We start from the raw sequence: 24,103 nt of genomic DNA on the forward strand, positions 1-24,103 counted from the left end.
GGGCTACCGCGTTGCGCGAACCCGGCGTTCCCGACGGCGATCGTACGTCTTCCGCACCATGCGCTCGTCCGCATGCCCAGTCGCATCGATGATCCGATCGTCGCCTTCCTCCTGTCGATCGGTGACGGCCGCCGGGCGCATGTCGCGCAGCGCGAACCGTTCGAACGGCACGCCGCGCGCTTGCGCCTCCTTCTCGCAGTAGCCCATCAACCGCGACCAGTTCGTGTTCCAGCCGCTGCGCGTGTACACCTGGCCTGCGGTGTTCCCGAACACGTGCACGCTCGACGTACGCTGCAACGCCAGCGCTTCGTCTATCACGGTCCGCAGTTCGGGCGACCACAGCACGAGCTTCGCGCGCTGCTGCTCGCCGGCCTTGCGCTTTCCGATCGGCACCTCGACGCCTTCGGACCGGATACTCTGGCGATGCAGCTCGCGCATCTCGGTCGGCCGGCTGACGGTCAGATAGGCTGCCTTTACGCATAGCGCGAGAATCAGGTACGCGGAACTCGGGTGCTGATCACCAACGCTTCGGCGCGACCGCGCGACTTCCACTGCCAGATCTATCTCGTCCTGACGCACATACCGCTGGCGCGGCCGCGTCGGGTTGTACTCGATGCCGCGGCACGGGTTCGTTTCGAGCTCGCCACGGCGCCGGCCGTATTCGAGGATGGCCGACAGGAGGGCGATTTCCTTGTTCGCTTTCGCCGGCGCGCCGAGCTGTGCACGTTTGTCGAGGTAGCCGTAGACGTGCTTCGGCTTGATGGTCGCAGGCGCCATCTTCCCAAAGACCTTGATCAGCCGCTTGGACTCGACGCGGTTCTCGTCCAGGGTGGACTGGGCCTTGCGGCGCTCGTCGGTGGGCGGCAGTCCGTCCTGCCATTCGAAGTACCTGGCGACGAGCGCCTCGACCGTGCCGGGTTCGATCGCGTTCCCGTTGAGCGCCTCCGCGCGCTCGATCGCCTGCTTGCGGATCTCGGCGAGTGCTTCCTTGTTGTGCGCCGGCGCCGACAGGCGGAACGCCCAGCGGCCGTTCGGCAGCTTGTAGCCGAAGCTGACCTTATGTTTCCCGTAATGGGCGTAGAGCCGGAAGGGCAACCCGTCCGGCCGTTTCCGTCGTCCGATCATGATTACAGTGCGGCGAAGTTCGGTTCTTCCGACGCGGCGGTGCGGTGCCGGCGCGCGGGTGTTGGGGGGGCGGTGCCGTTCATGCGGGCGTCGTAATACTCGCGCGCGACGAGCGGCACGCCGGCGATGTTGACCGCGAACGGCCAGTGATTGCGCTCGAGCCAGCGCTTCATGCATGCGTGGCTGCGCGGCTTGCAGCCGACCAGCTCGGCCAGTTCCGCAGTGGTGAGGTAGAGGCTCATGAATCTGTCCTTTCGAACTTATATGTCCGATGTTCCTTCCCATGACAGGCGCGACATAGCCAGCGAACCTGGAGCGGCCTGCTATAGTCATCGTGGTGGGCCGCGACCGCAGTACTGATGCCGCATTGCTCGCACACGTCGGGGCGAACGACGTCTCCACGTTTCACGGCATTGTTGAGCGACTGACGCGCCAATATTTTTTCGGGATACAGAATTCGCTTCTGTTGTGCTGATTCTCGATCGCGAGCGCGAAACTTCTCCGGATCCGCTGCGCGAGCTCGGCGCATGTAGTTGGCATTCAGTGATCTGGCGTTGTCGGGATTTCGCGTGCGAAGACTGCCTTCCATGTGGCACGTCCGGCACTGCGATGAAACTCCCGCTGCCGTCTTGCCGTCGATGTAGAAATCAGACTCAGGCTTGAACACGCTGCATCGCCCGCACTTCCAATAATTCACACCATCGAGGACGACAGGCTTCTTGCGCCGCTTACCGTTTGCGATAGCGGTAGCGCTACGTCTCGCCAGCATCTCCGGCGGCATCTTCTTACCTTTGGGCCACGGCATCACAGTGTCCTAAATGAAATTGCCCACACCCACGGGTTCACGTCCCAGCCATGCCCGCGGGCGGCGTTCAGGCTGTCCCACAGGTCATGGAAGGCGCGGATGCTTGGCGGCCGGAAGGCCCCGGCACTGTGGTTGCGCATGTGGTGTTCGGCGATGGTCACGCCTTCGGCGCGCGCTTCGGACTCGCTGATGCGCTGGAGGCGCTCGGCGCGCACGCCGGTGATCTCGAGCGTGATGCGCGACGCCCAGCGTGGCATGTGGATGGATGGCGACCAGCCACGTGATTCCTTGGCATCGAGCGCCTGGAACGTGTTGAGGTCGATGTCGACCTCGGCGCGGCCGTCGTCAGCCTGGTAGGCGATGCCAGCGTAGCGCCGCGTCGGGCGCGCGTCTTCGAACGTCTCCGTACCGATGCGGCGCACCTCGTGCGTCTCGCGCACCCACAGGCGATCGCCGGCGTCGCCATGCGGGCAGACGTAGCAATCGCCGGTACGCGTGTGCCAGATCGCGGACAGCTCTGGCGCGGGCGTCCCGCCGACATACTTCACACAGCCGCCGCCGACCGTTGTCGGTTCCCACACGCCGAGCGGATTGTTGTGCGGCAGCTTCACGATGCGCCGCGTCTGCGTCTTGCGACCTTCGAGGATGGCTCGTACCATCGGGCCAGAAAACAATATTGGGAGTTCACGCATGGCCATCTCTCCGCGTGGTTTGCCACATCAGCGAAGTGCCGACGAAGCAGTGCTGGCGCTTGAGCAGGAATATGGGCTTAGCCGAGCCTGTCAGCAGAAACTGGGCGCGTTCATGACCTATATGGGCATGTTTGAGCGCCTCATTGAGGTCGCCGCTTGGGCAATTCTCGAAGAGGGGGTCACGGGAAAGCGCCCGTCCACCGATAAGATCGGAATTTCGGACATCATTGGACGTATCAAGAAGCGAGCCCGCGGACGTGATGGCGCACTCGGCGACGCAATAAATTTGACTTGCGAATGCGCGGACGATCTTCTTGCATATCGAAATGCAATCGCTCACGGTTGGCTGTTTCCATCGACGCAAGATGCACCGTATTTCATGAGCAACGTTTCTTTTCACGGGGAACACCGCGCGCGTGCATTCCAGGATGCGCATATATCGGAAAATTTGTTGGATCTCGCAATTGACGCGGCAGTTGTGCTTGTTACGTCCGCGCGTGGCATTTTTTTGTCTTGCTCCGGACCAAACGCTTTCTGCGAAGACCAGATGGCACATGCGATAGATCGCCTGACGCGTGCACGAAGCGAAGCAAACGAGTTGCGCAATCTCCGAGCGCTGATGGGTGCCGACAAGTACTGACGTAGTCATTGGACGCCTCTCGGGAATTCGTCGTGCGTGCGACCGTCGAGCAGCCGGCCGGCGGCGCGCTTGCCAACGCGAACGGAATGCTTGCCGTCGGGCCATTTGTGAAGGGACGAATGCACCGTGCCAAGCATGTCGACGCCGGGCTGATCGTGGTCGGCCCACTCACCCCATTGCTTGAACAGAAAGGGCACGCCGTATGCAGTGCACTGGTCGCGAAGATCGCGAGCCCATTCGGGTTGCATTGGCCGCGCGCCCGGGCCGCTTTCGCCGCCGACAATCACCCAGTCGATCTCGGGCGAGCTAAATCCCGTCCCGTCCTCGGCGTACTCGGTGGTAGGTCCGTGAATCCACGGCGCGTCGGCAGGGCAATCCTCGCAGGACTGCATTTCCCGCATGCAGCAAACGCCAGTCGGATCGAACCAAGCTCGAAGATCAACCGGCCCGAGCAACGGCTCCATGGACAAGAACCTGCGACGCGCCGGCGTCATGAGCAACTTTTCAATGTCGCGGTCGGCCTCGGCCTGGTTGACGATCGTCGCGCCGAGCCAGACGTTCGTCCACGGCCACGGCGTGTTGACGCCGCGCCCGGCGAGTTCGAGCGCACGGGTGATCATCGGCCCGGCGTTCCCGATGCGTTTCGTCAGCAGCAGCCAGTCGAGGTGCGGGGTGTTCCAGATCAGGTCGATCAGGTCCGCGCGCCACGCGTCGGGAACTGCGTTATCGAACACGTCGGCGAGCGACGCGCAGAATACGCGCTGGCGCCGGCCGTGCGCGGCGAAGAACTCCGCGTGCTGTGCGTTCCATCGAAGCGGTTGACGCCACGTGGCCGCCGACGTGCGCACGCGCTCACCGTGCGGCCCCCAGACGACCTTGTGCATGCGCTTGTCCATCAGCTGCTCGGCGTAGCAGTGGTCGCACCCGGGCGACACCTTCGTGCAGCCGATGAACGGATTGAAGGTGTGGTCCGTCCATTCGATATTCGAGTTTTCGGCCATTACGCTTTCCTCTCCGCTTGGCATTGACTCGCGCCCAGTACTCCGGGCCGCGCGGGGCGCGCGCCTTTTCGCGCAGCTTCATGCAGGCGCGGCAGTGGCGCGTGCCATTTCCGGCGACGTAGGTGTTCTGCTCGTCGAAGGTATGGCTGCGAATGCAGTGCGTCTGGTTTGCGCGGGCGCTGTCGCGCTTCGCATGGCACAACGTGCACACGGCCTGCACGTCGAGGTGATGCTCGGCCGCGTAGCCGAGGTGGTGGTCATACTCGTGTCGCCGCTCGCCGATCGCGTAGATGTGACCGCAATCGGCGCAGGGCAAATCGTTGGGGTGTGGCCGCCGGCCGGTTCGTACTTCGACATTGACTCGTTGGCGAGCCTGCACCTTGTCACCGTCGCGCGCGGGTGAGGCTGCTGGGCCGGGACGCCCGGTGGCCGGATTGATGCGCGCGGGCGCCGAAGGCGTCGAGTCGCACCACTCGATTTTTGTGTTCTCGCTCATGGTCTGTTGTCCGCGCCGCAGTGGCGGCAATTTTCAAGGTATCGCTGTCGATCGCTGACGAAGCGGCCGCAGCCCGAGCAGTTGAGGGTGTACGCACGCGGGAGCTTGCGCTTCGGCTGCAGGGCGATCCCAGTGCCGAGCAGCGCCTCGTCGCGCCTGATGTACTGCACGTCGACGGCCGGGCGCGTCTTGGCGTCGATGTACTCATTCGGCCACGGGATATCCGTCTCGCGGACGTTGTGGTGCTGCTGCGCGTCGTCCCTGGTGAAAAGCCGAGCTTTGCGCAGATCGGTCGTATAGCCGTCGGGATCGGCCCACCACAGCACGTCATTGCCGACGAACGAACGGCTGTCCTGAAGGTAGAAAAGAGCGGTCATATCTGGATGTCCACGTATTTGGTGGTGAGGCGCGCTTCTTCGCTGTGGTGCCGGCGATAGACGATGCGAATGCCGCCGCCGCGGTCGAGCGTGCGGCCGCGCCCGTTGTCGTCGTTCAACTCGGCCTGGTGGTCGCAGCAGACCGAACGCACCGTGACGGCAAGTCCGACGGGATCGTCGAGCAGCCGCTGCAAGAAGTCGTGGTTGATCTCGATGATGGTTCGCGTGCTCATGCAGCAAGCTCCTCGTCGTTGACGTCCATAGGCTGTTGGAAGACACGGCCGCGCTCGCCGACGGGGATCGTCACCAGACCCGCCGCGGTGAGGAACGGATTGCGCCTCATGGCGCTGCGCGCGGCGCGCGTTGCATGCGATTTGATTGCAGCCGGGCAGGGCACATCGGGCGCGTTGCCGACTGCCCAAACAGGACGCCACTGCGCGCGACCAACTGGCGGAATCCAGTCGACGATGTGCACCTCGGCACGGTGAATCGTCAGCAGCTCGCTGACGCGCTGCTGCGAGACTCCGCAACGCTTCACCAGTTCGCGGACGCACAGCTGCTCCTGCTCGAGAATGGCGCGCATCCTGTCCCACGCCGGTGCCGCGCAAGATCTGTAGTTGCGCTGCGCCCGCTTGACCTTCAGCACTGTGGTGGCAAAGGTCTGGACTGACTTACGCGAATGGCGCGGAAACGCTGCGTAAAGCGCCTTTGAAGAGATGGGAGAGGGATAGAGGCGAGCGAGCAGCCGCGCCTCGTCAGTCGTCCACAGGTTGGGTGTCGACGTCGACATGCTACGATTCCTCCGGTTTTTTCCAGCGAGCACCAGATGAAGACGGTTTTCCTGATGCGTGGGTATGAGATGAACTGCACGCCACGCCTGACCGACGACGGCAAGTTCGCCGCGCAGGTCGAAGTGACGAAGGTGGGATTCAGCCGCGAGGCGGCGTTTCGGAAACTCGGCGAATTCGACACAGAGGCCGAAGCGGTCGCCTATGCGAAGCAGTTTTCCGAAGAGTGGTTGACGCGGTACGCATGACGACTCAAACCCCATGCAGCGCCTGCATCGCGCTCCATGGCGAACCTGCCGACATGCAGCCGCGACATCTCGAGCTTGTCGGGATTGTCATGCGGAACGGCAGTCCATTTGAGGAACACTATGAGTGTCCCTGTTGCGGCGCGTCACTAGCCCGGGCCGTTGCTGCCTCGCTCGAGGCACGCATTTGGTTTCTAGGCGGCGGTGTGTGCCATTGAACTGGTTATAGTCGGTCAGACGAATCTGACTATCGCGGGATGTCTTCGGTGCAAGTTTGACCCGGTTTTTCAGGCAGACGCATCCAATGCGTCACACCGTGAACGGGAGCGCCGTAGCGATAGAACATCGGCTTCTGGCTGATCCGTCGACCGAAGAACGCAGTGCGTTCGCCAGTCTCCATCGCCGGGTATATCAGCACTTCGACGCCCAACGATCCGGCCTTCCGGTTGAAGGTTGGTAGCTTCTCGTCAACGCTGATCCACGCCTCGCTGTTGGGCGTGGTGCGGCGGGCGGCAACATATGCTGCCAGTTCCAGCGCAGCCGCATAGCTCGCGCCGTCCATGCAGGTGCCGCGCTCGCGAATCCACTGCGATACGATCGGCTCCATCTCCATCAGCATGTCGTCGGTGATCTTCATGCGCGCACCCATCCTTTCGTCGTCGACCGGATCTTCCCGGTCTTGCGCACTGCCTGAAGGCGCCGGTCGACGATGCGCCAGCCTACGACGTCACCGAAGGTGGTCGGCCGACATTCTTCGCGCGCGAGTCGCTCGCTTTCCTCGCGTACTGCGCCGGTATTGAGGGCTGCGAATTTCTTCGGAGTCTCGTCGATCGACGCGAGGATCAGGGCATCGAGTTTCTGGAACTTGCTCACGATGCGTCTCCTGACACGTTGCAGGCCGAGCACACGCCGCGCCATTCTCCCGTTGTGTCGTGCACGTCGCCGGTGTCGTCGCAGTATGGGCAGCGTGGCGCCAGCTCCGGATACAGCCTCTCGCGCAGGTGATCGGGCAGCCCGGCCGCGCGGATCGCGAACACTTCGACGTCGGTCAGCTTCATTGGATCGCACCCGCTGCGATTGCGTCGACGGCCTCGGTGAACGTGCGATGTTCGTTCTCGCGTGTCCACCACGCAAAAATCGCGTACCGCTTGACCCACATCTCGGACGTTGCGCTGACGCCAATGCTGTTGGTGAGATTCGGGCTCGAGAACGCGATAGATTGCGTACGTTGAATCACGCGGCGCTCCGTGCGTTCAACATAGACATCCGGCTCGCCGTTCTTCATCAGCGTGCGCCAGCGCATTCCGTCTCGGTGATTATCGGTCGCCACGTCGGCGCACGGCTCCGGCTGGCCCGGATGGGCGCCCGGAAGATCCGCTAGAAGACCGCGAAGCACATCTGCATCCGACGTATAGCCGCAAGTGACGGCGGCCTCGACAGCCCATTCGAGCGATGCGCGGCGTTCAGCCATCAGCGTGTTATTCGGCATGGTTGGTTCCTTGGAGAAGGGCGCTGATCAACGTCCAGACGGCCGGCGTGAGTTCAGGAATCGTGTATTGCCCTTCGGCGTCTTGACGGAAGCCACCCCAGACCAGTTCGCCGCGCTTCACCAGATCGGCGGCGAACAGCTCGACCTGTTCCTTCGTCGTCAGCCCGACCCGAGCGTCTGCCTGCGCGGCGTTCTCGATTACCTCCAGCGCTTCTTCCCACGGACAATTCGCATTCGAGTGCTCGCCAATGTCCGCGCCGAAATGGACCGCAATTGCTGCGGCCAGCTTATCGGCCATCTCATGGTACTCATCACGCTCGCGCAGTGTTTGATCCCACAATTCATCGTCGGCCGGGCGAGCATCTGCCTGCGCGGGCTGTGGGGCGGGGCTCTTAAGCAGCGTGGCGACGACCCACACAACCTGAAGCGGCGTGACTTGCCAAACTTCGGTTGCGAGCGCGACAGGAATTTCGCGAACGGCACGTTGCAGCATAGCGATCACGTCTTCTACTGTGGGCGTCTCCGTCGTCTTCGGCAGCGTCGCGTCGAGGCGTCGAATCAGCTTCACGATGTCCTCGGGGATGCGCATTGCATGGCTGCCGTGTATTGCGGCGAACGCCGGCCGCAGAAGGTTGCGTTCGTCGTCGCTCAGCTCGGCGTGTTCGAGGCGTGCGAGCGCGCGCCAGAGCGGGTCTTGCGTATCGGTCATCGGGGGTACTCCTGTTGAATGACGGCCACGACGCGATCGCATGTCGCGACGTCGAACCAGCCGATGTGACATTCCTCATGGTTCGCGATGCCGAGCTGCCGAGCCAGCCAGATATATGCGTCGGTGCGCGTCATGCCGCCTGACTGCCAGATCGGGTTGAAGGCGGCTTTCGCGCGTTTCCGCGCGTCACGGGTCGGCCCGTCGGCCAGCGTGCCGAGTGGAATGGCCGTGAAGGGGTGCAGGCCGACGTATGCCCGGCAGGAGCGACAGAGGAACGCCCACGGCCACTCGCCATACTCGCGTCCGTAGATCGCCGAGTTGTTCACGATCTCGACGTGACCACCGTCGTACGGGCATGTCGTCGGAGCCGGCAGAGGGTTCTTGACGCGGGCCGTCGCTCGGCGCGACGGGTTCCAAGGCGTTTTCTTGTTTGGGGCAGGACGACTCATCCTGATCAATCCCACCGATCGATGACGTATTCCAGCGTTGCACCCTTTGCCGTCACGCGGACGCGATGACCGTTACCGAAGCGGCTGCTTTTCTGCAACATCAGGCCACACGCCGATGCCTTGTCAAAACCCCCGATCGACGCGCGGCGCGAGTACGCCTCGATGACGGATCGCACGGCGTGCAGCTCCGACTTCAGGCATTCGGGAAAAAGGCAATTCCCGGAACGTTCGTTGCGATGATCCTTCGCGCCCTCGATGACGAGAAGCACCCCAGCGCCTTGATGCTCGTGTGGCGCATGCCATGACGACGGTTGCGCGCTGACTGCGGTCACCTTCGCCCACGTGCCCGGCGTGAGTCCCCAATGGGATGCTGACGAGCCGCCGTTATACAGGTACCAGCTCACGGGATTGCGGAGGTCGTCGTGATCCCATTGCAGGATGGGAGGCGCATCCGCATGTTGCGCAGTCAGATACGCGGCGAAGTTGGCTGATCCCGTCGGCAGATACACCTTGATCGCTTCAGCTTCGGGCAAGACGGTGCGAGCGAACTTTTCCCATGTCACCGGGCCGCCTGATGCGACCATGGGTGAGTTGGCCGGCTTCGCGCTCTTCGGCTGGAGGTGGCCGAACACACTGCCGTTCAACGGGACGTCAGCCGCATTGCTCGGCTTCCACAGCGTTTGTAGCTCGTCGACCCGTGCGAAGCGCCGCTCGAGCGAGGGGGCGATACCCATCTGTTCGACGATCTTCTCGGCCTGGCGGATCGTTCCAGCACTCGGCGCAGCCTGCGGGCGCTGGTACAGGAGTGGATGCATCTTTGCGGCGAACTTCGCCTTCACGTCGTCGAACGGCAGCCCAGCAGCGATGTCTTCGAGCAGCGTGCCGATCATCGATGAACGGGGATGTGCGAACCCTGCGGGCGCGGCGGCGACTGCGCGCCACAACAAGTTTTCCCTCAGGCGACTATTCTTCGTCGCTTCGCGCGCGACGATCACGTCACGCAGCCACTCGGCCGCGCCAAGGCACTTTTCGGAACGGTAGAGCGAATCGGTCTTGAGCAACGTTACGGCGGTCTCGACGGTCGCGAGCGTGAACTCCTGTAATGCCGTGAGCATCGTGCGGTAGTCTTCACGCGTCTCGGCGATCGCCTGAAACGCGGTCTGTACGCGACTCGAATGGACGAGGTGACGGCCGGGCACCACGCAGAAGTGCGTCCATTCGCCAGTGCGCGGTTGGCCCCAGATGCTCTCGGACGTGTTGAAGACGCCGGTGACGCGCGCACGCTCGACCGACGCGCGCATCTGAGCAATCGCAGGGGCGTAGTAGGGCTGCTCAACGGCGGATGCTGCTTCCTGCGTCCAGATCGCAGACGCCAACGAGCCATCTTCACTGATGGTCACGAGGCCGCCAAAGCGCTCGACAAACCGGCGGCACGCGTTACAGGTATGGTGTTGACGAACATCGGGCGACGGCGACAGGGTATTCAGGTAGAGGTCGAACAGCCCTTCGACGTCCGTTGTATAGAGGCGCGTCTGCGAGTTGCTGGTGTGTGATTCGAACGCGCTTTGAACGGCTGCGAGGAGAGTGTCGTACTGCTGGTCGCGCAGTACGTCCGTCGCATGGGTCGTTGTCAGATCCATATTGTGTTCCTTGGGAAAAATGGGCGCTGTGCGAGCCGCCCGAATGCGCCGCGCAATCCGGGGCACGGAAGGCGCGCGGCGGTGCTGCTATCGGGGCATCCACTGCGTTCCGCGCACGATCCGGCCGACCGGTTCGAGAACGAGCACCTCGGATTCCTTCTCGCTGCGCACGAGCGCGCTGCCGCGCCGCTGGGCTTTCTCGAGCGACGCGTGACGCCTCGGCTTGCAATACCTGCCAATCGTCACGAACAACGGCGCACGCGCGCCGACCGGCCCGAGCGTCAGCTCGTCGATGCGGGCTTCGAGCGCCGCGGTGTTCGCGCGCCAGGTGTCGGCTCGTTGCTGCGCGGCGTCGCGCTCAACGGTGAGGCGCTCGACTTCGGCGCGCAGGTCCGCGATGATCCGCGCAACGTCGATGACGCCGGCATTCGGGTCCAGCGACTTCTCGACCAGGCCGATCGATACCAGCGCCGGCGTGGCCGGCTGCGCTGCCCGCGCGAGCCAGTAGACGTACTCATTGCCGCCGCCCGCACGCTTCTCGCGCTCGACGATCGCCTCGCCGAGCATCCGGTTTAGCTCCTTCGTCACGTCGAGATGCGGAAGCCCGGTTCCAGTCGCCACGGCTTTCGCCGTGGCTTCCGACGTCGCGGCGAGATACTTCTCGATGTCCTCTCTCACGCTGCCTCCCGTATTACGTGATGCGTGGCCGGCGCGACCTGACCGCCCTCGACCCAGAAAGCTTCGATGGCTTCCGGCAGGCCACCGGGCGGCGTTTTCAGGCTCATGAACACGAGCGCCGTGTCGATCTGGTCGCTGTAGGCGAGATCGTCGAGCCAGTAGAGCAGCCGGTCACGCTCGGGCCCGACCAGGACGTCGGCGCGATCGAGCACGAGCAGCTTCAGGCCCGAGAAGTGGCTGATCGCGGCGGCGATGTGCGCGTCGACGCGCCAGCGTTCCGATTCGGACAGCAGGGCGTACGCGCGGCCGTCGGCGAGGACTTCCATTTCGGGCGTTATCGTCACGTCGGCCCATTCGGACATCTCGGCGAGGTCGGTCAGGCGCTCGTTCATCGGCGTGAGCGCTTCGCTGAGCAAGTCGGCCGGGATGCCATTCGGCGCGAGCGCGTCGGCGATCGCCTCGTACGCGGCGACGTCTTCGTGCAGCGCCGCAGCCTGCTTTGCCAGATCGGCAGCGCCGGCGGCGCGCCGCTCGATTTCGCGAAGCGTCGCAATATCGGTATCCAGCTGCTTTCGGCGGCGCTGGAGGTCGGCCAGCTCCGAGCGTGCGGCGTCGCCGCTCTCGCGTGCGGCGGCCGCGCCGCTGTCCTCCGCATCGTCTTCGAGTGCGCGCAACTGCGTTGCGGCCGAGTCAGCTGCTTCGAGGTCGCGTTTGCGGTTCGCGGCCGCGTTCTGCAGCGTCTTCAAACCCTGCTCGTACTCGGGCAGCTTCGCGGCCGCGTCAGCGTCGCGCGCGCCGGCTGCAGCCGCCGCCGACAGCACGCCGTTGAGGTAGCGCAGGAGCGCGCCGCATTCCGGGCACGAACATTCGGCTCCGGCGGGCGCAGCGCCGGCGAGCACCCGAAGTGCTTCAACCTTGGGCAGAAATTCGGCGACCTGCTCGTCGGCGAGCTGCGCGAGCTCGACCGCTTTCGCGTAGCCGGCGGCGCGCGTGCGCAGGTCGGCGATGCGCGACGCGCGTGCACGTGCCGCGGTGTCCGCCGCGTCGGCCGCGCCGATCTGCTGCTGCAGTTCGCCGATCCGGTCGTCGAGCGCCGCGCGGTCGCCCGTGAGCTTCCGCAATGCTGCCTCGTCGAACTCGACCGCCGCCGTGCGCCAGGTGGTTGCCTTCTGGCTGCCGTACGTCTCGCCGGTCGCGTTGCGCCACGACTGCTTCGCGCCGCGCGCGCGGTCGGCCGCTTCTTTCTGCGCCGCTTCAAAGCCGGCGCGCAACATTGGCGTGATGGCCGCGAGCCGCGCGGCGGCCGGCGCCGGCACCGCATCGGCGCGGAACCCGAGCTTGCCCAGCAGCCGCGCGCGCATTTCGTCGACGCCGATCTTCACGCCCATCAGGTCGTACAGGAACGCCCGGCGCTCGGCCGCGCCGAGGTGCGCGAACCGCTGCGCGTCGAGCACCAGCGGAAGGCGCGGATCTTCGGCGAGCTCGCGCTTCAGCTTGCCGGACGGCAGCATGACGCTGTTCGCCTGCTCACCGCATGCGACAACGATCTGGCCGCCGTCGGCCCCCTCGGTGACGAGCGAGCCGTATTCCTTCTTCAGCGCGACGCGCACGGTGTCTCCGGTGAGCGCCATGCGCACGGCTTCCTGCAGGCTGCTCTTGCCGGCGCCGTTCGGGCCGGTGAAGAGGGCGACGGGTTTCGCGAGCCGGAGGTCCGCCGTGCGGATCCCGAGAACGTTCGCCACGTAGATGTCGGTGATTTTCACGATTCCTCTCCCTGCGTTCCGCGCGGCCGCAGAACTGTGCGGCCGCCGTCCGAATCCATCGCACTGACGATGCCCTTGGCGTCGAGCAGCTCGACCAGCCGCGCGGCGCGGTTGTAGCCGATCTTGAACTGGCGCTGCACGCTCGAAATCGACACTTTCTGCTGTTCGATCACGAACGCTTCGACTTGGGCGTACAGCGGATCCTCGTTGCCGGAGGCGGTTTGTTCCTCGTGCCACTCCTTCCAGCCCTTCACCCATGCGATACACAACTCGCCGGCCATCACGGGGCATTCGCTTTCGGGCTTGCCTTCAGCAGCCGCCTGCCGGCCGGCCTGATGCTGCTCGTCGATCTGCGCTTGTGTCGGGCCGTCGCCGAGCTTCGGCACCTCGCGGAACTCGGCGTCGACGACGGCGCTGTCGGGCTTGTCGCCGTCCATCCCGTCACCGTCACCGTCCGTGTACTCGCGGCCGAGGTCGAAACCGCGCTGATCCGCCTCGCCGCGGATCTCATCCATACCGCCGGTGTGAGCGGTGGCATTCGCAACGACCAGCAGGACCGCTTTGCCTTGCGCGTCGTACAGATCATGGAGATTCGGCGCTGCGCTGCTGAACTCGACCGCAGCCTTGACGCCATCCTTGATCGTGATCTGCACGAGGTCGCCCTGCACGACAACACGGCCATCGCTCGCGATCAGGTGCGTCGCCATCTTCACGTTGTGCTCGACGCGTGCGCGCAGTCGATCGATGACGTCGTTCTGCTTCTTCTCGGAAAGCTTGACCCACAGGTCCGGCAGCAGCTTGATTTCGGTGACGAGCGCGGAGAGCAGGTCTTTGCCGATCGATTCGGCGGTCATCTGGAGTACGTGTTTGTCGGTCATGTCGGAATCCTTGGCGGCGGTAGGCGCGCGTTAGTCGGCGTTGATGGGGCCGCGCGGCCGACGGCCGGCCGGCGTGGTCGTTTGGGCGGTTGCCTTGCCGGCGGCCGCCTGTTCGGCTGCCGCCGTGATGGCGCGCATGCGCGCGGAGGCGAGGGCGTTCAGTTCGGCCTTGGCGGTTTCATCGGGCACGCCGCTGATCGCGCTGCGGGCGAGGTCGAGGTCTTCGGGCGTCTTGGCGGACTCAATGTCCTCGCGGATGCCCCGCACGAAGCCGGCGACGTCGAAGTCGAAACCACCTTGACCATTGCCGCTGTCTTCCGGCGCCCCGTCCTGGTCGTCGACCGGCTCGACTTGAGTGGCCGCCGACGACGCGCCGTGCGTGTGCGATTCCGTCGCGGGTCCCGTTTGCGACTGCGATGCGCCGCGCGGGACTTCCTCGGCCGGCTGACTGCGGCCGCCGCGCAGCTCGTCGAGCGTGGCGCGGTTCACCGAGTAGCTGCCGTCATCGTGCACGTCGACGATGTCGGCAGCTTCCTCGACGGTCGTGAGGCCCATCAGCAGCTCGGGCGCGTACAGCTTCCCGAAGAACGAAGCCGTGCGGTAACGCAGCATCACCTCGTCCATCGTCTGCCACTTGCTGCCGTTCTTCGTGTACCAGCCTTCCTTGACGGCCATTTCGATCGACACGGCCGGCGACTCGATGCGCTCGCCCGTTTCCTTCTCGATCGCCCATGCGACGCAGACCTTGTCGGTGATCGGCACGCTGATCGTGCGCTTCTGACGCTGGTTGTTCTCCCAGAACGTCTCGACGTAGTCGACGTTCTTCGCGCCGAGCACCTTGATGTCGAAGCGAAGCGGCGAGAAGCGGCCGCAGCCGTTCACGGCGGCGATGATCCACTGCGACGACCAGGAGGGCCGGCCCTCGACGATGTACAGGTTCTGCATCACCATCAGCGGGTCGGCGCCCATACGCTGCGCCATGTTCAGCGCGACGACAGCGTTCGCAAGCGCGTTCGGGTTCTCGCGCGACTCCTTCACGTTGCCGAACTTGTCGAGCTTCTCGATCACCTTGCGGTACGCGGCGGGCACAAGCGTCGACGACGCCAACAGGTTCGCCGCGCGCTGCATCAGCTCGAACGATTGCAGCGAGCCGAAGCCGGGGGCGACGGCGGGGAGGTTGGCTTCGCGCGGGAGGGGCGAGCGGACGGATTCCAGGGTGGTAGGCGTGGACATAGAGATCTCGAGAGTTAGTCGTGAAACTGGCAGGCGCCGTAGCGCGGGCAGTATTTCTTGTCGCAGAGCAGCGACTTGGGGTTCGGGTAGAATCGACCGGAGCGGAACATGTCGGCCGCGAACTGGATCAGCCCGGGCGTTTCCTCGGTGCCGATCATCACGCGCTTCGCATTGGCGATCGGCGCGGTTGCGACCTCGGGTGTGCCTTTCGTTTTCAGGCCGATGATCTCGGCCGTGTCGCCGATCTGGTTGCCCGTCGTGTGCTCGTACAGCAGCTCGTATGTCCCGACCTGCGGCCCGTGGCCCTTCGTGACAGCGACACCTTGGGCGACAGCCTTCGATCCGCTCTTCAGGTCGGCGATGCCCGGGCCGAGCGCCGTGCGACGGACACGTGCGCGGTCCATCGTGCCGGTGAGGCGGATCACGATCCCACCGCCACAGTCGATGTCGAGCGGCTTCGTTTCCATCTCGACCGCGACGAAGTCGTACCGCGGCGTGATCTCGAGGCAGTACTTCGTCGTGAGCGAGATGCCGATGCGCTCCGCATCCTTCAGGTTGAGATCATCGCTCGCCGGGTTGTACTCGTTCGATGGGTCGTGCAGCTTGTCGACGAACGCGCCGGCCGCGTCGTCGACGGTCAGGCCGGAGCCGTCAAGCACGCTCTGGTCATAGGCGGCCGTGCCGGCGTGGATCGCGGTACCGAGGGCGGCGCGCAGCCCGACGACGTTGCGCATCTTCAGGAGATGGATTGCCTCCCACCGGTAGGCGCACTCAAACAGTGCGCCCCAGCTCGACGCTCGCACGCTATAGACCGAGGGAGTCACGCCGCACCTGCGGTTTCGGCGTCGATGTCCGCGGCCGGTGCCGGCATCTTCTCGATGCACACGTACGGGAAGCGGTCGGGGAACGGCTTGATGTGCTTGTAGAAGTGCGAGCCGATTGAGTCGGCCGCCTTGAGCGCGTCGAAGTTCGCCTGCGTGAAGCCGGTGTAGTGGTACAGAGACGTCCGCGCGCCGGTCTTGCGATCCTTGAAGCGGACCGCGAGCGTTTCGGATTCTGTGTCGTAGCCGATGCTATGGATCTGCGACGACTCGACCGGATGGGTGTCGATGGTTTTCATGCCTTGGGACTCCAGATAGAACGACGAGAGACGCGCATCGAGCGGCGCGCGGGATGTGGCGGCGAACGTGCCGTCGCCGAGTGCGAGGGCAGCGCTTAGAGGATTCCCCAGCGTTTGCTGAAGTAGTCGATTGCGACGGCGATTGCCGCAACTGCGATGAAGATTGCGAGAACGAGCGCCCGTGCAGCACGCGGATGTCGGCGCTCGAAGAGGTCAGCGTGATCGGTGAAGCGGCTCATGTAGGCCTCGTGACGAGTGCGGTGATGGCCGTGCCGTCCGCGTTGAGCCGCGCAAGCACGAATGTGCACGCCGCGGCTATCGCGAGCGCGACAAGGTAACCGGCTATGGGATTCCATTCGAATACCCGGTCGAGCAGCGCGCCGAGGAGGTCGAAGGGCGTCATCCGAGGCTCCGCAGGTAGGGGCCGGCCAGATCAGCGCCGAACCAGAGCGCGCCGATCGCGACGCCGTACGCGAACGCCCATGCCGAGCCTTCGAGCACATACCGCACGTGCGATACAGGCGATTGTTTGTACTGACGAAATACAGGCTGTAGGCTGTTGAGAGGCGTGCGCATCAGTGGCCCCTCCGAAGGTTCCGATCGGCGAACGTCGCGACGTTGCGCTTCGTGCGATCGAGGATTTGCTGCGCGATCGATTCGCTGCCGACCATGGCGATACCGAGCGCCGCTTTGCTGATCAGCATTTCCATCACGTTCGCGAGCGCATCCGGGTTGCCGTATGCGCCGCATTCGCGGACGTAGTCGGCGACGAGCTTTTCGGCGAGGTCGCCACATTGGGCCGGTGATTTGAGGTTGCTCATCGATTCACTCCTGCGATCGTCACGTGCTGCACCTGGTGCGGCGCTTCCGCAGGAGCCTGCATCGCGAGTGCGATCGCGGCGCGCAGGTTCGAGAGGTATTCATCCGTCACGAACTCCAGCCCGTCATCCCATGCGTCGAGAAAGCTGCGAGATGCTGCGAGCAACTTCGGCGAGGCCGCGAACAGCCGTGCGTATTCCTTCCCATGCGGCGACGTCGAGCAGTCAGCGACCAACCAGCCGGCCGTGTCCACGTCAGTGCGCTTCGTGCGCACATACCAGCCGCAGGCTTCGAGGTCGGGCCCGGTGGTGGTCTCGTTCATGTAGTCCCTCGGTCGGTGTTGTGTGTTTTTCAGCAGCCGCGCCGCGCGTCAGCGACGCCCGGCGCGATGATGTTCAGCGCATACTCGCGCAGCAGCAGTTCCACAAGGCCGCCGAGCTTGCCGTCGTCATTGCGCGGCATGGATAGCAGTTCGAGCAGGTCGCGGGCAATTTGGCTCATGACTCCCTCGGATGAATGCTGTGGAGCGAGCGCCGCGGGGCGATGCGGTGATCGCTGCAACTGCTCACTCCTGCGTTACTTGGGCCGAGCTCGGCGCCGCAGGCGGAGCAGTACGTCTGCGCAAATCGCGGCGCAGCGGCGGTTAGATCCGCGTTTGCGATGCGCAGTGCGATTTCCGAGTCGAGGGAGCCCTTGCAGACGTTCCAGACTTCGTACACGTCCTCGATCCGCCCGCGGCGCAGCGCGGCGTCGAGCACGGCGATCTGCTCAGTCGAGAACGGCAGCACGTCGAACGTGACGGCGTCCGCGATCGCTTCATTGCGCTCGTCGCGCGCCAGCGCCTCGTCGTCCGCCGCGGCCTGCCGCTGGTCGGCGCGGTGGTCGACCAGCGCGGGCAGGGCGCACACGTTGTGGTGATGGGTTCGAGGAATGTGCATCTCATCCTCCAAATGAAAGTAGGATTGCTAACTGAATTGAAGTCTTGAACAACGGCGCAGTATTTGCGCTCAGTTCTGACCGGTGACGCCTCGGGAGAACGAACCACCACCGGTCAGAACTGCATCACTCGCGCGCCCGGCTACTCCCGGCCGTGCCGGCTCCGGGACGCGCGAGGTTTGTGCCGATTACGAAGCCATCGGTCACGTGTTGCTGGCTGTCTTGCGTCAGGTTCACTCGGGTGTTGCATAGCGCTGCGGTCTTCCGCGGCGTCCGTCCTGACTCACGACGCTGATCGCGCCGGCCGGTTGCTCCGCGTCTGCGGTCCCGGCTTATCTTCGATTGTTAGAGAGCGATCCGCCTGGGGCGGTGGCGCGGCGTCGGTGTCGCGTTGGAAGTCATTAAACCAGATGGTGTATGTTCCGTCAACACCGTTTGGTTTATGTTCGTCCGAAAATTTGTAACGCGGCGACCCGGCGCAAATTTCTTAAGCGTCTGCTGACGGCAGTTGAAAGAGTGCTGGAACTGGGGCTAAACTACTGTACATGCATACAGTATTGTGACAAACCCAAGACGAGGGCGGCCAGTGGAAGATGAATCGAAGACGCGCGTGCGGTGCAGGCCCGGGGACTTGGCCAGGGTGGTGACGAGCAGGAACCCTGCGCTGATCGGCACGATAGTGGCGATTCAGCGGCTGCGGTCGGATGGTCGATGGGATGTGCTGCTTGAGAATCCGGCGTTCGGATTCACTGGACGGATGAAGCGGCCGGTCGTTACGCGGGAGTTTTCATTCTGGGATGCGTCGCTTGAACCGCTGCCTGAGGTGGCACGCCAAATTAGTCGCCGAATGGCCTGTCGTCGTCTTCAGCCGGAGCAGGATGTGGCGCAGATTGGGCGAGCAGCCCACTGATATACGCCTCGACCTTAGCGCGGCCAAGCCCGTCGAGGCGCTCCCATCCGGCGGGCGCCGATGTCTGCTCAACCCGCGGACGCGGTGCGAGTAAGTCGATCACTTCGCCATTAGTGCTTTCGCGCCAAGCGCGCTCGAATTCAAGCGCGACCTTCTCGCCGAAGGACTTCGAACGCGCCATATCGTTGATCTGCTGCGGAACCCTTTTCATCCGCCGCGCAACTTCAGCCTGCCCGTGCAAATCGATCAGGCGGCCAAGCGCCTGACGCCGCAATTCGGTGACTTCGTTGTGGGTCAGTAGGTCATCTTTCATAGGGCAAATTAGATCACCGTAAACCAAATGGTGAAATAAACCAGAAGGTGTTGATCGTCATAAACCAGACGGTGTATGATCGGCACATGGACAAGCTCAAATCCTTTTTCGCCGATATCCCGCGCGCCGATCGCGATCTCTTCGCAGCGCGCTGCGGGACAACTGCGGCGTTCCTGAGAAACGTCATTTACGGACAGCGAAAGGCGGGCGAGAAGCTCTGCGTTGCCATTGAGCGCGAGTCCGCTGGTCGAGTGACTCGTCGCGACCTGCGGCCCGACGACTGGCACCTGATCTGGCCCGAGCTGGCTGAGCCGGCGAAGGAGGGGGCGTGAAAAAACTCCGCGTGTTCCATCCCGTTCGACTCGGCCGTAAGCCGTCGGTGTGCCAACGCCGCTCGTACGTCGCGTTGCCCAGGACCGTCATCGTGAAGTTTGAAGGTTCGCGATTCTGCGCAGGGAGCGGCGGCGGCGATGGAACGGTCAGTTCGGGGTCTGGCGTTGCTGCTTTCGGTGCTCGCTTACGTTTTGAAGGCCATGCTGGAGAGCCTCCACCGTCTCGAACGGAAGCGAGTGGCCGATCCACCCATGGCCGGGATGACGAATGAGTAAGGCAAAGCGGTCGTTCATCTCGTCGTACGCCCATCGAATCGGCGGATCGTCGGCCACGTTCTGCATGTTTTCCATCGGTGGCGCTTCGAGCGGAATAGCTGGAAGCATTTGCGCGCGCGTCTGGGCGAGCACAGCAATGAAATTTGAAACGTCCTCCGCCGTGTAGGTGTATCCGGCGTCGGCCGTTACTAGATTCAGCTGGTGACTGCCATCGCCCATCTCGTACAGCTGTAGCTCGAGCTGTTGTGCCATGCGAACCCCGCGATGAGTAGGTTGAAGAGGTCAGAGGCTTTGATTTTCGCATAGCGGCGGTTCGCATTATTTGAAGGTTGGCCAGGTGTTGTCCTGGCCTTTATTTCGCCCCGGCGCCAACTGGGTAAGCAAGTGGGTAATCAACTGGGTAACGATTGATTTTTCGTATGAACCAGACCGAATTCAGGATGTTCGCGCCGTGGGTGCAGGCCGCGACGCTGCCCGATCAGGAGATCGAGGCGATGACGTTTGAGGCGTGCCTCGAGCGCGCGCTTGAGCTTGGGCTCCGGCGCTTCGATCGCAAGACGTTGGCGCGCAACTGCGACATCCACTATCCGCACTTCGGCGACCTGGTTGCCGGGCGGCGGCCGTTCCCGGCCACGAAGCTGCATCTGTTTTGCATGTTCACGGGCTGCGATTACCCCCGGCAGTGGCTCGCGATCCAGGAGCGCAAGGCGATCGAGGAATACCGGCGGATCAGCCAGCAGGCGATCGGCGAGTTTGTCCAGCAAGCATTCGCACAGCGGCAGGCGGCTGCATGACGTTGACGCTCAGCCGCCGCGACATCGGCAAGCCCTTCACCGTCAAGCTAGGGCGCCCCATGACCTACCTCGGCACCGTCGAGGAAAAACACCTCTTCATCTACCGCGATCCCCCGCAGGACTACCTCGCGTTCCGTGCCGATCAGCTCTGGATGCTGGAGCGCGTGCGGCCGGACGCGGCGCCGATCAACGACCAGAAGGAGGCCGGCACATGCTGACCGCACTGTTCGAGCGCGCGGCATTCAGCGCAGGCTGGCGCGCGACGCGCTTTGGCGTTCCGGGTGACGACAACTCGTTCACGCCAAATGTGCTCGCACGCTTCCAGCGCCGATCGGGCTGGGATTGGGCCGCGGCAAACAAATCGCGGGACGAGGGCGGGATACTACTTGCCTTCGGAAACGGTGCGTTTGCAAACGGAGCACGACCACCAAGGTGCTACTCGGTAAGGGCCTTTGACGCCCACATTGAAGTCGAGCACCACTTTGCGACCTTCCGGGCCGTCGAAACATGGCTGGCAGATGTAGTGCCGAGGTTCGCCGCTTACCGTAATTCCGGTCGCTTCTTCTTTCAACGCGTATACGAACGAACCGTGGCCGATTCCTTCGAGGACGTATTTTTCACGCTCGGACTGCGTGCGCTCGAGTTCAGCGATCGTGGCTTTCGCCGTACGAAGCGCCTCTTTCAGCTCGTCAATTTCGTCACGCGCCGCGGCCTGCTTTTCTTGAAGTGCCAGCGCTGCATTTTGAACGTCGATCACCCGATCGTTGATCGATTGCTGCATCTCAGCAAGCTTCAACTCGTCGCGCGCCGCGACTGCGGCCTTCGCAAGGTCGATCGTATTTTTCAGGCCGGCAATGGCTGCCGTTACGGTCATGATTGGCATGCGGTCCCCCGTATTGTGGTAGGTCGCGTATGTCCGCGGCGAAACCATCATAGCGCACCCGCGGCGGAAGCTTGCGTGCGCAGGGAGTTCGCATGAACTGGGCGCACGATGACCTCGCCCGGGATCTCGCCGCGCATCTTCGCGGCGCATCCGATCGTCTCGTGTGGACCGACATGCAGCTCGGGTCGTCCGGCTCGCCGCGGCCGGACGTCTATACGGTGCCGTGCTCGTTCGCTAGGTTCCAGCCGGTCGCATACGAATGCAAGATCAGCGTCGCCGATTTCCGCCGGGACGTAACGGCGGGGAAGTGGACCTCCTACCTTCGCTTTGCCGCCGGCGTGATCTTCGCTGCGCCGGCCGGTCTGCTGAAGAAAGAAGACATCCCGGCCGGCTGCGGGTTAATCGTCCGCGGGCCGGACGGATGGCGTTCACTGAAGGGGCCGACGCTGAAGAACGTCGACAACCTGCCGCGCGACGCGTGGATCAAGCTGATCATCGATGGCATGGCGCGCCTCGCGAACACGAACCTTGAACAGCTGCGGGTCGGCCTCCATAGCGAATGGTCGATCGAGAAGACACTCCGCAAGCGCCTCGGCGACATCGTCGCGGACGCGACGCGCGATCGGTTGCATGCTGAGCGCCGCCTGAAGCTGGCTACCGAGCGGCTGGAAGGGCTCGCGCAAGAGGCCGAAAGTGAACGGCGCCTGATCCTCGATCGAGCTAAGGAGGATGCGCAACGCGACGCGGCGCAAGTCGACGGCGCGCGTATCGAGCTCGCGCGTGCGCTTGGCCTGCCCGACGGCGCAAGTGCGGGGCAGATCGCCAGGGCATGCAGGGAAGCCGCGCGCCGGCTCAGTGTTGAACCCGAGATCAAGCGGCTCCGTCAGCAGCTCGAGCGCATTCAGATCGCGATCGGATCGGCCGCGGAACCACTGCCGCATATTGCACAAGAATCAGCATGAACGACCTCCCGAATCTTCTCACCATGGCTCAGAGGCTTGCCATGTATTACGATTTAATCACCAGTCGGGTACACGGTGCGCACCGTGGCGCCGTCGCTGCCTGCCAAATGGCGCATGCTCGACTCCCTTCGTCGGCAGGCGAGGAAAGTAGGCATGGGCATAAAACTGAAGGCGACGCACGAGACCGAGGTCTATATCAGTCAGGGTGGGTATCTTGCTATCAGCCAAGACAGCGGCGATGGCGAGGATGCAATCGTAATTCTCTCGCCCGAGCAGGCACGGGTTGTCGCGAAGGAGATCATGCGTCAGCTCGAGGATACGAGTTGGTGGGACGAAAGCATCTCGACCGACAACGCCGAGTAACCATACTCGTCGCATGTGCCGTCCCGGGAAGGAGGGCACATGTCTGATCTCCCTCTCCCACTTACTCCAGCAGACGCCGACCTGCGCAATTTCCGCGAAATGCCGATCGACGTGCCGCGGCTGCTCGGATCCGATCTTGTTCACGACGAGTCGCCGGAGGCATGCTGGTCAGCGATGCTGCTCTGGTGTGTGTCGTGGCATGAAGTGCCTGCCGGAAGCATTCCGGATAACGACGATTGGCTCGCGAAGCGTGCGGGCTACTGGCACAAGGGCAAGCTCGATCCGACGTGGCACGACGTGCGCGCCGGGGCGCTGCACGGCTGGATCAAATGCGCCGACGGGCGCCTGTATCACCCTGTCCTCGCCGAGAAGGTCAATGCCGCATGGTTCTCGAAACACCGTCACGCGCACGACAAGCTCGGCGAGCGTATTCGGAAACGGAACAAAGCGAGGGCCGAAGCGGGGCTCGCTCCGCTGGCGGTACCGGAGCTCGATGCGTGGATTGATATGGGTCGTCCGCTGGAACGCGATCTTTTTCCGGAGGAATTTAGCACTCCTTCCGGCGGAAACGATATGGAATTCCGGCGGAAGACGGGGACCATTCCGGCGGAAGGAGGCCACGCTCCGGCGGAAGCCGGCGGAAAAAATGGGCGACCGGCGGGGCGTCGTCAGGCTGGCGCCTCGGCTGAAGGTCACTCGAATGGTAAAAATTACGGCTCCGACGGAAATCTCGGATTTTCCGGTGGAAACGATGACCCTTCCGGCGGAAGTGGTGGATTTTCCGGCGGAAGCAAAGGCGGCTCCGCTGGAATTCCCTCGGAAAATGCTCTGAACAGAGCGGAGCGGAATAGAACAGAACAAGTAAACACAGCAAGCGGCGGCGGCACAGCACAGGCAGTAACGCGCGAGGACGAACTGAACGCCGCCGCCGCCTTCGTCGAGATCCTTCGTTCGAGCGGCGTCGGCTTCGCCGCCGACGACGAGCGCGTGCGCAGCTGGCCATCGCTCGGCGCGATCCCGATCGACCTGCGCACGGCGATTCAGGTCGCGCTGCTGCGCCGGAAGCGCGAGCGTTCGGACCAGCCGCTGAACGTCGGGCTGCTGAACTCGCTGCTGCCCGAGGCGATCGCGCAGCGCACTGGCCGTGCAGGCTCTGGTTCGACCACGGAACCCGCTGGCCCATGGCATACGAGCTGGCCCGGCATCGTCGCGCATGGCCGCTCTCTCGGCCTCGAACAGGACGAACACGAGACGTGTCCCGATTTCAAGCTGCGGGTGCTTCGCGCCGCGGGCGATGGCCCGTGGTGGGACGACCACAACCGCGCGTTTCGCAACACTGCCGGGCCCGTCGCGGCCGGCGCACTGCTGGGGGAAGGGCGATGAACTG

40 protein-coding genes are annotated in these 24,103 nt (G+C 63.8%); 8 read left to right on the plus strand and 32 right to left on the minus strand.

The window, feature by feature from the left end; all coding sequences use genetic code 11:
* Positions 1 to 3 precede the first annotated feature (3 nt).
* Genes GD429_RS27150 through GD429_RS27165 form a run of 4 tightly spaced genes read right to left on the minus strand, consistent with a single transcriptional unit; the run spans position 4 to position 2,622 of the window.
* On the minus strand, positions 4 to 1,125 hold the full coding sequence (locus tag GD429_RS27150; protein WP_152861537.1) for a hypothetical protein: 1,122 nt from the start codon (positions 1,123 to 1,125) through the stop codon (positions 4 to 6).
* A gap of 2 nt (positions 1,126 to 1,127) precedes the next feature.
* Positions 1,128 to 1,367 (minus strand): DUF4224 domain-containing protein, encoded by a 240-nt coding sequence (locus GD429_RS27155; RefSeq protein WP_152861539.1) that lies wholly within the window; start codon positions 1,365 to 1,367, stop codon positions 1,128 to 1,130.
* A complete protein-coding gene (locus GD429_RS27160) occupies positions 1,364 to 1,930 on the minus strand; it encodes a hypothetical protein (protein WP_152861541.1) in 567 nt (188 codons plus the stop codon). Before GD429_RS27160 ends, GD429_RS27155 begins: the two co-directional genes overlap by 4 nt.
* Positions 1,930 to 2,622, minus strand: a complete 693-nt coding sequence (locus GD429_RS27165; protein ID WP_152861543.1) for a hypothetical protein — start codon at positions 2,620 to 2,622, stop codon at positions 1,930 to 1,932. Before GD429_RS27165 ends, GD429_RS27160 begins: the two co-directional genes overlap by 1 nt.
* Here GD429_RS27165 and GD429_RS27170 point away from each other — a divergent pair.
* Complete coding sequence (locus GD429_RS27170) at positions 2,621 to 3,262, plus strand: hypothetical protein (protein ID WP_152861545.1); 642 nt, start codon at positions 2,621 to 2,623, stop codon at positions 3,260 to 3,262. The genes GD429_RS27165 and GD429_RS27170 overlap by 2 nt on opposite strands.
* A 5-nt stretch (positions 3,263 to 3,267) precedes the next feature.
* Here GD429_RS27170 and GD429_RS27175 read toward each other — a convergent pair whose 3' ends face one another.
* Genes GD429_RS27175 through GD429_RS27195 form a run of 5 tightly spaced genes read right to left on the minus strand, consistent with a single transcriptional unit; the run spans position 3,268 to position 5,926 of the window.
* Positions 3,268 to 4,212, minus strand: a complete 945-nt coding sequence (locus GD429_RS27175) for a phage Gp37/Gp68 family protein (RefSeq protein ID WP_321574909.1) — start codon at positions 4,210 to 4,212, stop codon at positions 3,268 to 3,270.
* Positions 4,115 to 4,759, minus strand: coding sequence for a hypothetical protein (locus GD429_RS41890; protein WP_321574898.1), 645 nt, complete (start codon positions 4,757 to 4,759; stop codon positions 4,115 to 4,117). Before GD429_RS41890 ends, GD429_RS27175 begins: the two co-directional genes overlap by 98 nt.
* A complete protein-coding gene (locus GD429_RS27185; protein ID WP_152861551.1) occupies positions 4,756 to 5,136 on the minus strand; it encodes a hypothetical protein in 381 nt (126 codons plus the stop codon). The genes GD429_RS41890 and GD429_RS27185 overlap by 4 nt, the downstream gene beginning before the upstream one ends.
* Positions 5,133 to 5,369 carry a hypothetical protein gene (locus GD429_RS27190; protein WP_152861553.1) on the minus strand — a complete coding sequence of 79 codons (237 nt, stop codon included), beginning with the start codon at positions 5,367 to 5,369 and terminating at the stop codon, positions 5,133 to 5,135. The genes GD429_RS27185 and GD429_RS27190 overlap by 4 nt, the downstream gene beginning before the upstream one ends.
* Positions 5,366 to 5,926, minus strand: a complete 561-nt coding sequence (locus GD429_RS27195) for a hypothetical protein (RefSeq protein WP_152861555.1) — start codon at positions 5,924 to 5,926, stop codon at positions 5,366 to 5,368. The genes GD429_RS27190 and GD429_RS27195 overlap by 4 nt, the downstream gene beginning before the upstream one ends.
* A 36-nt stretch (positions 5,927 to 5,962) precedes the next feature.
* On the opposite strand from GD429_RS27195, the gene GD429_RS27200 reads away from it, so the two are divergent.
* Positions 5,963 to 6,172: a hypothetical protein gene (locus GD429_RS27200; protein ID WP_152861557.1), complete on the plus strand. Its 210-nt coding sequence runs from the start codon at positions 5,963 to 5,965 to the stop codon at positions 6,170 to 6,172.
* A 244-nt stretch (positions 6,173 to 6,416) separates the two neighbouring features.
* Here the strand turns inward: GD429_RS27200 and GD429_RS27205 are convergent, their stop codons facing one another.
* The 21 genes from GD429_RS27205 to GD429_RS27280 form a co-directional block, all read right to left on the minus strand.
* Complete coding sequence (locus tag GD429_RS27205) at positions 6,417 to 6,806, minus strand: DUF551 domain-containing protein (RefSeq protein WP_152861559.1); 390 nt, start codon at positions 6,804 to 6,806, stop codon at positions 6,417 to 6,419.
* Positions 6,803 to 7,042 carry a hypothetical protein gene (locus GD429_RS27210; protein WP_227791757.1) on the minus strand — a complete coding sequence of 80 codons (240 nt, stop codon included), beginning with the start codon at positions 7,040 to 7,042 and terminating at the stop codon, positions 6,803 to 6,805. The genes GD429_RS27205 and GD429_RS27210 overlap by 4 nt, the downstream gene beginning before the upstream one ends.
* Positions 7,039 to 7,227 (minus strand): hypothetical protein, encoded by a 189-nt coding sequence (locus GD429_RS40645; protein WP_193727204.1) that lies wholly within the window; start codon positions 7,225 to 7,227, stop codon positions 7,039 to 7,041. The genes GD429_RS27210 and GD429_RS40645 overlap by 4 nt, the downstream gene beginning before the upstream one ends.
* Entirely contained in the window at positions 7,224 to 7,658 is a 435-nt protein-coding gene (locus GD429_RS27215) for a hypothetical protein (protein ID WP_152861563.1), read from the minus strand. Before GD429_RS27215 ends, GD429_RS40645 begins: the two co-directional genes overlap by 4 nt.
* On the minus strand, positions 7,648 to 8,367 hold the full coding sequence (locus GD429_RS40650) for a hypothetical protein (RefSeq protein WP_193727205.1): 720 nt from the start codon (positions 8,365 to 8,367) through the stop codon (positions 7,648 to 7,650). Before GD429_RS40650 ends, GD429_RS27215 begins: the two co-directional genes overlap by 11 nt.
* Positions 8,364 to 8,816, minus strand: a complete 453-nt coding sequence (locus GD429_RS27225) for a zinc-finger-containing protein (RefSeq protein WP_152861565.1) — start codon at positions 8,814 to 8,816, stop codon at positions 8,364 to 8,366. The genes GD429_RS40650 and GD429_RS27225 overlap by 4 nt, the downstream gene beginning before the upstream one ends.
* Before the next feature lie 5 nt (positions 8,817 to 8,821).
* The gene (locus GD429_RS27230; RefSeq protein ID WP_227791758.1) at positions 8,822 to 10,456 is read right to left on the minus strand and encodes a hypothetical protein; all 1,635 of its coding nucleotides are present in this window, start codon (positions 10,454 to 10,456) and stop codon (positions 8,822 to 8,824) included.
* Between the two features lie 87 nt (positions 10,457 to 10,543).
* Entirely contained in the window at positions 10,544 to 11,134 is a 591-nt protein-coding gene (locus tag GD429_RS27235; RefSeq protein WP_227791759.1) for a 1-pyrroline-5-carboxylate dehydrogenase, read from the minus strand.
* A complete protein-coding gene (locus tag GD429_RS27240; RefSeq protein ID WP_321574899.1) occupies positions 11,131 to 12,897 on the minus strand; it encodes an AAA family ATPase in 1,767 nt (588 codons plus the stop codon). Before GD429_RS27240 ends, GD429_RS27235 begins: the two co-directional genes overlap by 4 nt.
* Complete coding sequence (locus GD429_RS27245; RefSeq protein WP_152861569.1) at positions 12,894 to 13,775, minus strand: DNA translocase FtsK; 882 nt, start codon at positions 13,773 to 13,775, stop codon at positions 12,894 to 12,896. Before GD429_RS27245 ends, GD429_RS27240 begins: the two co-directional genes overlap by 4 nt.
* A gap of 30 nt (positions 13,776 to 13,805) precedes the next feature.
* Positions 13,806 to 15,008 (minus strand): hypothetical protein, encoded by a 1,203-nt coding sequence (locus GD429_RS27250; protein WP_152861571.1) that lies wholly within the window; start codon positions 15,006 to 15,008, stop codon positions 13,806 to 13,808.
* Positions 15,009 to 15,022: 14 nt separating this feature from the next.
* Positions 15,023 to 15,832, minus strand: coding sequence for a RecB family exonuclease (locus GD429_RS27255; RefSeq protein ID WP_321574901.1), 810 nt, complete (start codon positions 15,830 to 15,832; stop codon positions 15,023 to 15,025).
* A complete protein-coding gene (locus GD429_RS27260) occupies positions 15,829 to 16,128 on the minus strand; it encodes a KTSC domain-containing protein (RefSeq protein ID WP_152861573.1) in 300 nt (99 codons plus the stop codon). The genes GD429_RS27255 and GD429_RS27260 overlap by 4 nt, the downstream gene beginning before the upstream one ends.
* A 95-nt stretch (positions 16,129 to 16,223) precedes the next feature.
* Positions 16,224 to 16,367: a hypothetical protein gene (locus GD429_RS40655; protein WP_193727206.1), complete on the minus strand. Its 144-nt coding sequence runs from the start codon at positions 16,365 to 16,367 to the stop codon at positions 16,224 to 16,226.
* Entirely contained in the window at positions 16,364 to 16,531 is a 168-nt protein-coding gene (locus GD429_RS40660; protein WP_193727207.1) for a hypothetical protein, read from the minus strand. Before GD429_RS40660 ends, GD429_RS40655 begins: the two co-directional genes overlap by 4 nt.
* Positions 16,528 to 16,704 (minus strand): hypothetical protein, encoded by a 177-nt coding sequence (locus GD429_RS40665; protein WP_193727208.1) that lies wholly within the window; start codon positions 16,702 to 16,704, stop codon positions 16,528 to 16,530. The genes GD429_RS40660 and GD429_RS40665 overlap by 4 nt, the downstream gene beginning before the upstream one ends.
* Positions 16,704 to 16,949 (minus strand): hypothetical protein, encoded by a 246-nt coding sequence (locus tag GD429_RS27265; protein ID WP_152861575.1) that lies wholly within the window; start codon positions 16,947 to 16,949, stop codon positions 16,704 to 16,706. The genes GD429_RS40665 and GD429_RS27265 overlap by 1 nt, the downstream gene beginning before the upstream one ends.
* Entirely contained in the window at positions 16,946 to 17,269 is a 324-nt protein-coding gene (locus tag GD429_RS27270; RefSeq protein ID WP_152861577.1) for a hypothetical protein, read from the minus strand. Before GD429_RS27270 ends, GD429_RS27265 begins: the two co-directional genes overlap by 4 nt.
* A 29-nt stretch (positions 17,270 to 17,298) precedes the next feature.
* Positions 17,299 to 17,448 (minus strand): hypothetical protein, encoded by a 150-nt coding sequence (locus GD429_RS40670; RefSeq protein ID WP_168799548.1) that lies wholly within the window; start codon positions 17,446 to 17,448, stop codon positions 17,299 to 17,301.
* A complete protein-coding gene (locus GD429_RS27275) occupies positions 17,445 to 17,897 on the minus strand; it encodes a hypothetical protein (protein ID WP_227791760.1) in 453 nt (150 codons plus the stop codon). The genes GD429_RS40670 and GD429_RS27275 overlap by 4 nt, the downstream gene beginning before the upstream one ends.
* A gap of 822 nt (positions 17,898 to 18,719) precedes the next feature.
* Complete coding sequence (locus tag GD429_RS27280) at positions 18,720 to 19,106, minus strand: hypothetical protein (protein WP_152861579.1); 387 nt, start codon at positions 19,104 to 19,106, stop codon at positions 18,720 to 18,722.
* 86 nt (positions 19,107 to 19,192) lie between these two features.
* On the opposite strand from GD429_RS27280, the gene GD429_RS27285 reads away from it, so the two are divergent.
* Positions 19,193 to 19,438: a transcriptional regulator gene (locus GD429_RS27285; RefSeq protein ID WP_152861581.1), complete on the plus strand. Its 246-nt coding sequence runs from the start codon at positions 19,193 to 19,195 to the stop codon at positions 19,436 to 19,438.
* A gap of 147 nt (positions 19,439 to 19,585) precedes the next feature.
* Here the strand turns inward: GD429_RS27285 and GD429_RS27290 are convergent, their stop codons facing one another.
* Positions 19,586 to 19,966: a hypothetical protein gene (locus GD429_RS27290; protein WP_152861583.1), complete on the minus strand. Its 381-nt coding sequence runs from the start codon at positions 19,964 to 19,966 to the stop codon at positions 19,586 to 19,588.
* Between the two features lie 167 nt (positions 19,967 to 20,133).
* Here GD429_RS27290 and GD429_RS27295 point away from each other — a divergent pair, with 167 nt between their 5' ends.
* Positions 20,134 to 20,508: a hypothetical protein gene (locus GD429_RS27295; protein WP_152861585.1), complete on the plus strand. Its 375-nt coding sequence runs from the start codon at positions 20,134 to 20,136 to the stop codon at positions 20,506 to 20,508.
* Positions 20,505 to 20,726: a hypothetical protein gene (locus GD429_RS27300; RefSeq protein WP_193727209.1), complete on the plus strand. Its 222-nt coding sequence runs from the start codon at positions 20,505 to 20,507 to the stop codon at positions 20,724 to 20,726. Before GD429_RS27295 ends, GD429_RS27300 begins: the two co-directional genes overlap by 4 nt.
* A gap of 164 nt (positions 20,727 to 20,890) precedes the next feature.
* Here the strand turns inward: GD429_RS27300 and GD429_RS27305 are convergent, their stop codons facing one another.
* Positions 20,891 to 21,391 (minus strand): hypothetical protein, encoded by a 501-nt coding sequence (locus GD429_RS27305; RefSeq protein WP_152861587.1) that lies wholly within the window; start codon positions 21,389 to 21,391, stop codon positions 20,891 to 20,893.
* A 161-nt stretch (positions 21,392 to 21,552) separates the two neighbouring features.
* Here GD429_RS27305 and GD429_RS27310 point away from each other — a divergent pair, with 161 nt between their 5' ends.
* From GD429_RS27310 to GD429_RS41295, 3 genes are all read left to right on the plus strand, one after another.
* Positions 21,553 to 22,353: a hypothetical protein gene (locus GD429_RS27310; RefSeq protein WP_321574903.1), complete on the plus strand. Its 801-nt coding sequence runs from the start codon at positions 21,553 to 21,555 to the stop codon at positions 22,351 to 22,353.
* Between the two features lie 153 nt (positions 22,354 to 22,506).
* The gene (locus GD429_RS27315; protein WP_152861591.1) at positions 22,507 to 22,716 is read left to right on the plus strand and encodes a hypothetical protein; all 210 of its coding nucleotides are present in this window, start codon (positions 22,507 to 22,509) and stop codon (positions 22,714 to 22,716) included.
* 39 nt (positions 22,717 to 22,755) lie between these two features.
* The gene (locus GD429_RS41295; RefSeq protein ID WP_152861593.1) at positions 22,756 to 24,099 is read left to right on the plus strand and encodes a DUF1376 domain-containing protein; all 1,344 of its coding nucleotides are present in this window, start codon (positions 22,756 to 22,758) and stop codon (positions 24,097 to 24,099) included.
* Positions 24,100 to 24,103: the final 4 nt, after the last annotated feature.

The organism is Burkholderia sp. BE17 (genome assembly GCF_009362305.1).
GTDB classification, from domain to species: domain Bacteria; phylum Pseudomonadota; class Gammaproteobacteria; order Burkholderiales; family Burkholderiaceae; genus Burkholderia; species Burkholderia pyrrocinia_C.

Coding starts and splice junctions, on each gene's coding strand:
- GD429_RS27150 (WP_152861537.1), bottom strand. CDS start 1,125: ATGATCGGACGACGGAAACGGCCGGACGGGTTGCCCTTCCGGCTCTAC.
- GD429_RS27305 (WP_152861587.1), bottom strand. CDS start 21,391: ATGCCAATCATGACCGTAACGGCAGCCATTGCCGGCCTGAAAAATACG.
- GD429_RS41295 (WP_152861593.1), top strand. CDS start 22,756: ATGTCTGATCTCCCTCTCCCACTTACTCCAGCAGACGCCGACCTGCGC.
- GD429_RS27265 (WP_152861575.1), bottom strand. CDS start 16,949: ATGAGCAACCTCAAATCACCGGCCCAATGTGGCGACCTCGCCGAAAAG.
- GD429_RS27245 (WP_152861569.1), bottom strand. CDS start 13,775: ATGACCGACAAACACGTACTCCAGATGACCGCCGAATCGATCGGCAAA.
- GD429_RS40650 (WP_193727205.1), bottom strand. CDS start 8,367: ATGACCGATACGCAAGACCCGCTCTGGCGCGCGCTCGCACGCCTCGAA.
- GD429_RS27280 (WP_152861579.1), bottom strand. CDS start 19,106: ATGAAAGATGACCTACTGACCCACAACGAAGTCACCGAATTGCGGCGT.
- GD429_RS40645 (WP_193727204.1), bottom strand. CDS start 7,227: ATGAAGCTGACCGACGTCGAAGTGTTCGCGATCCGCGCGGCCGGGCTG.
- GD429_RS27230 (WP_227791758.1), bottom strand. CDS start 10,456: ATGGATCTGACAACGACCCATGCGACGGACGTACTGCGCGACCAGCAG.
- GD429_RS27205 (WP_152861559.1), bottom strand. CDS start 6,806: ATGAAGATCACCGACGACATGCTGATGGAGATGGAGCCGATCGTATCG.
- GD429_RS27300 (WP_193727209.1), top strand. CDS start 20,505: ATGACGTTGACGCTCAGCCGCCGCGACATCGGCAAGCCCTTCACCGTC.
- GD429_RS27315 (WP_152861591.1), top strand. CDS start 22,507: ATGGGCATAAAACTGAAGGCGACGCACGAGACCGAGGTCTATATCAGT.
- GD429_RS27225 (WP_152861565.1), bottom strand. CDS start 8,816: ATGAGTCGTCCTGCCCCAAACAAGAAAACGCCTTGGAACCCGTCGCGC.
- GD429_RS40665 (WP_193727208.1), bottom strand. CDS start 16,704: ATGCGCACGCCTCTCAACAGCCTACAGCCTGTATTTCGTCAGTACAAA.
- GD429_RS27250 (WP_152861571.1), bottom strand. CDS start 15,008: ATGTCCACGCCTACCACCCTGGAATCCGTCCGCTCGCCCCTCCCGCGC.
- GD429_RS27160 (WP_152861541.1), bottom strand. CDS start 1,930: ATGCCGTGGCCCAAAGGTAAGAAGATGCCGCCGGAGATGCTGGCGAGA.
- GD429_RS40655 (WP_193727206.1), bottom strand. CDS start 16,367: ATGAGCCGCTTCACCGATCACGCTGACCTCTTCGAGCGCCGACATCCG.
- GD429_RS27190 (WP_152861553.1), bottom strand. CDS start 5,369: ATGAGCACGCGAACCATCATCGAGATCAACCACGACTTCTTGCAGCGG.
- GD429_RS27165 (WP_152861543.1), bottom strand. CDS start 2,622: ATGCGTGAACTCCCAATATTGTTTTCTGGCCCGATGGTACGAGCCATC.
- GD429_RS27155 (WP_152861539.1), bottom strand. CDS start 1,367: ATGAGCCTCTACCTCACCACTGCGGAACTGGCCGAGCTGGTCGGCTGC.
- GD429_RS27195 (WP_152861555.1), bottom strand. CDS start 5,926: ATGTCGACGTCGACACCCAACCTGTGGACGACTGACGAGGCGCGGCTG.
- GD429_RS27185 (WP_152861551.1), bottom strand. CDS start 5,136: ATGACCGCTCTTTTCTACCTTCAGGACAGCCGTTCGTTCGTCGGCAAT.
- GD429_RS27285 (WP_152861581.1), top strand. CDS start 19,193: ATGGACAAGCTCAAATCCTTTTTCGCCGATATCCCGCGCGCCGATCGC.
- GD429_RS27260 (WP_152861573.1), bottom strand. CDS start 16,128: ATGAAAACCATCGACACCCATCCGGTCGAGTCGTCGCAGATCCATAGC.
- GD429_RS27170 (WP_152861545.1), top strand. CDS start 2,621: ATGGCCATCTCTCCGCGTGGTTTGCCACATCAGCGAAGTGCCGACGAA.
- GD429_RS27270 (WP_152861577.1), bottom strand. CDS start 17,269: ATGAACGAGACCACCACCGGGCCCGACCTCGAAGCCTGCGGCTGGTAT.
- GD429_RS40670 (WP_168799548.1), bottom strand. CDS start 17,448: ATGAGCCAAATTGCCCGCGACCTGCTCGAACTGCTATCCATGCCGCGC.
- GD429_RS27200 (WP_152861557.1), top strand. CDS start 5,963: ATGAAGACGGTTTTCCTGATGCGTGGGTATGAGATGAACTGCACGCCA.
- GD429_RS27215 (WP_152861563.1), bottom strand. CDS start 7,658: ATGCCGAATAACACGCTGATGGCTGAACGCCGCGCATCGCTCGAATGG.
- GD429_RS27295 (WP_152861585.1), top strand. CDS start 20,134: ATGAACCAGACCGAATTCAGGATGTTCGCGCCGTGGGTGCAGGCCGCG.
- GD429_RS27290 (WP_152861583.1), bottom strand. CDS start 19,966: ATGGCACAACAGCTCGAGCTACAGCTGTACGAGATGGGCGATGGCAGT.
- GD429_RS40660 (WP_193727207.1), bottom strand. CDS start 16,531: ATGACGCCCTTCGACCTCCTCGGCGCGCTGCTCGACCGGGTATTCGAA.
- GD429_RS41890 (WP_321574898.1), bottom strand. CDS start 4,759: ATGAGCGAGAACACAAAAATCGAGTGGTGCGACTCGACGCCTTCGGCG.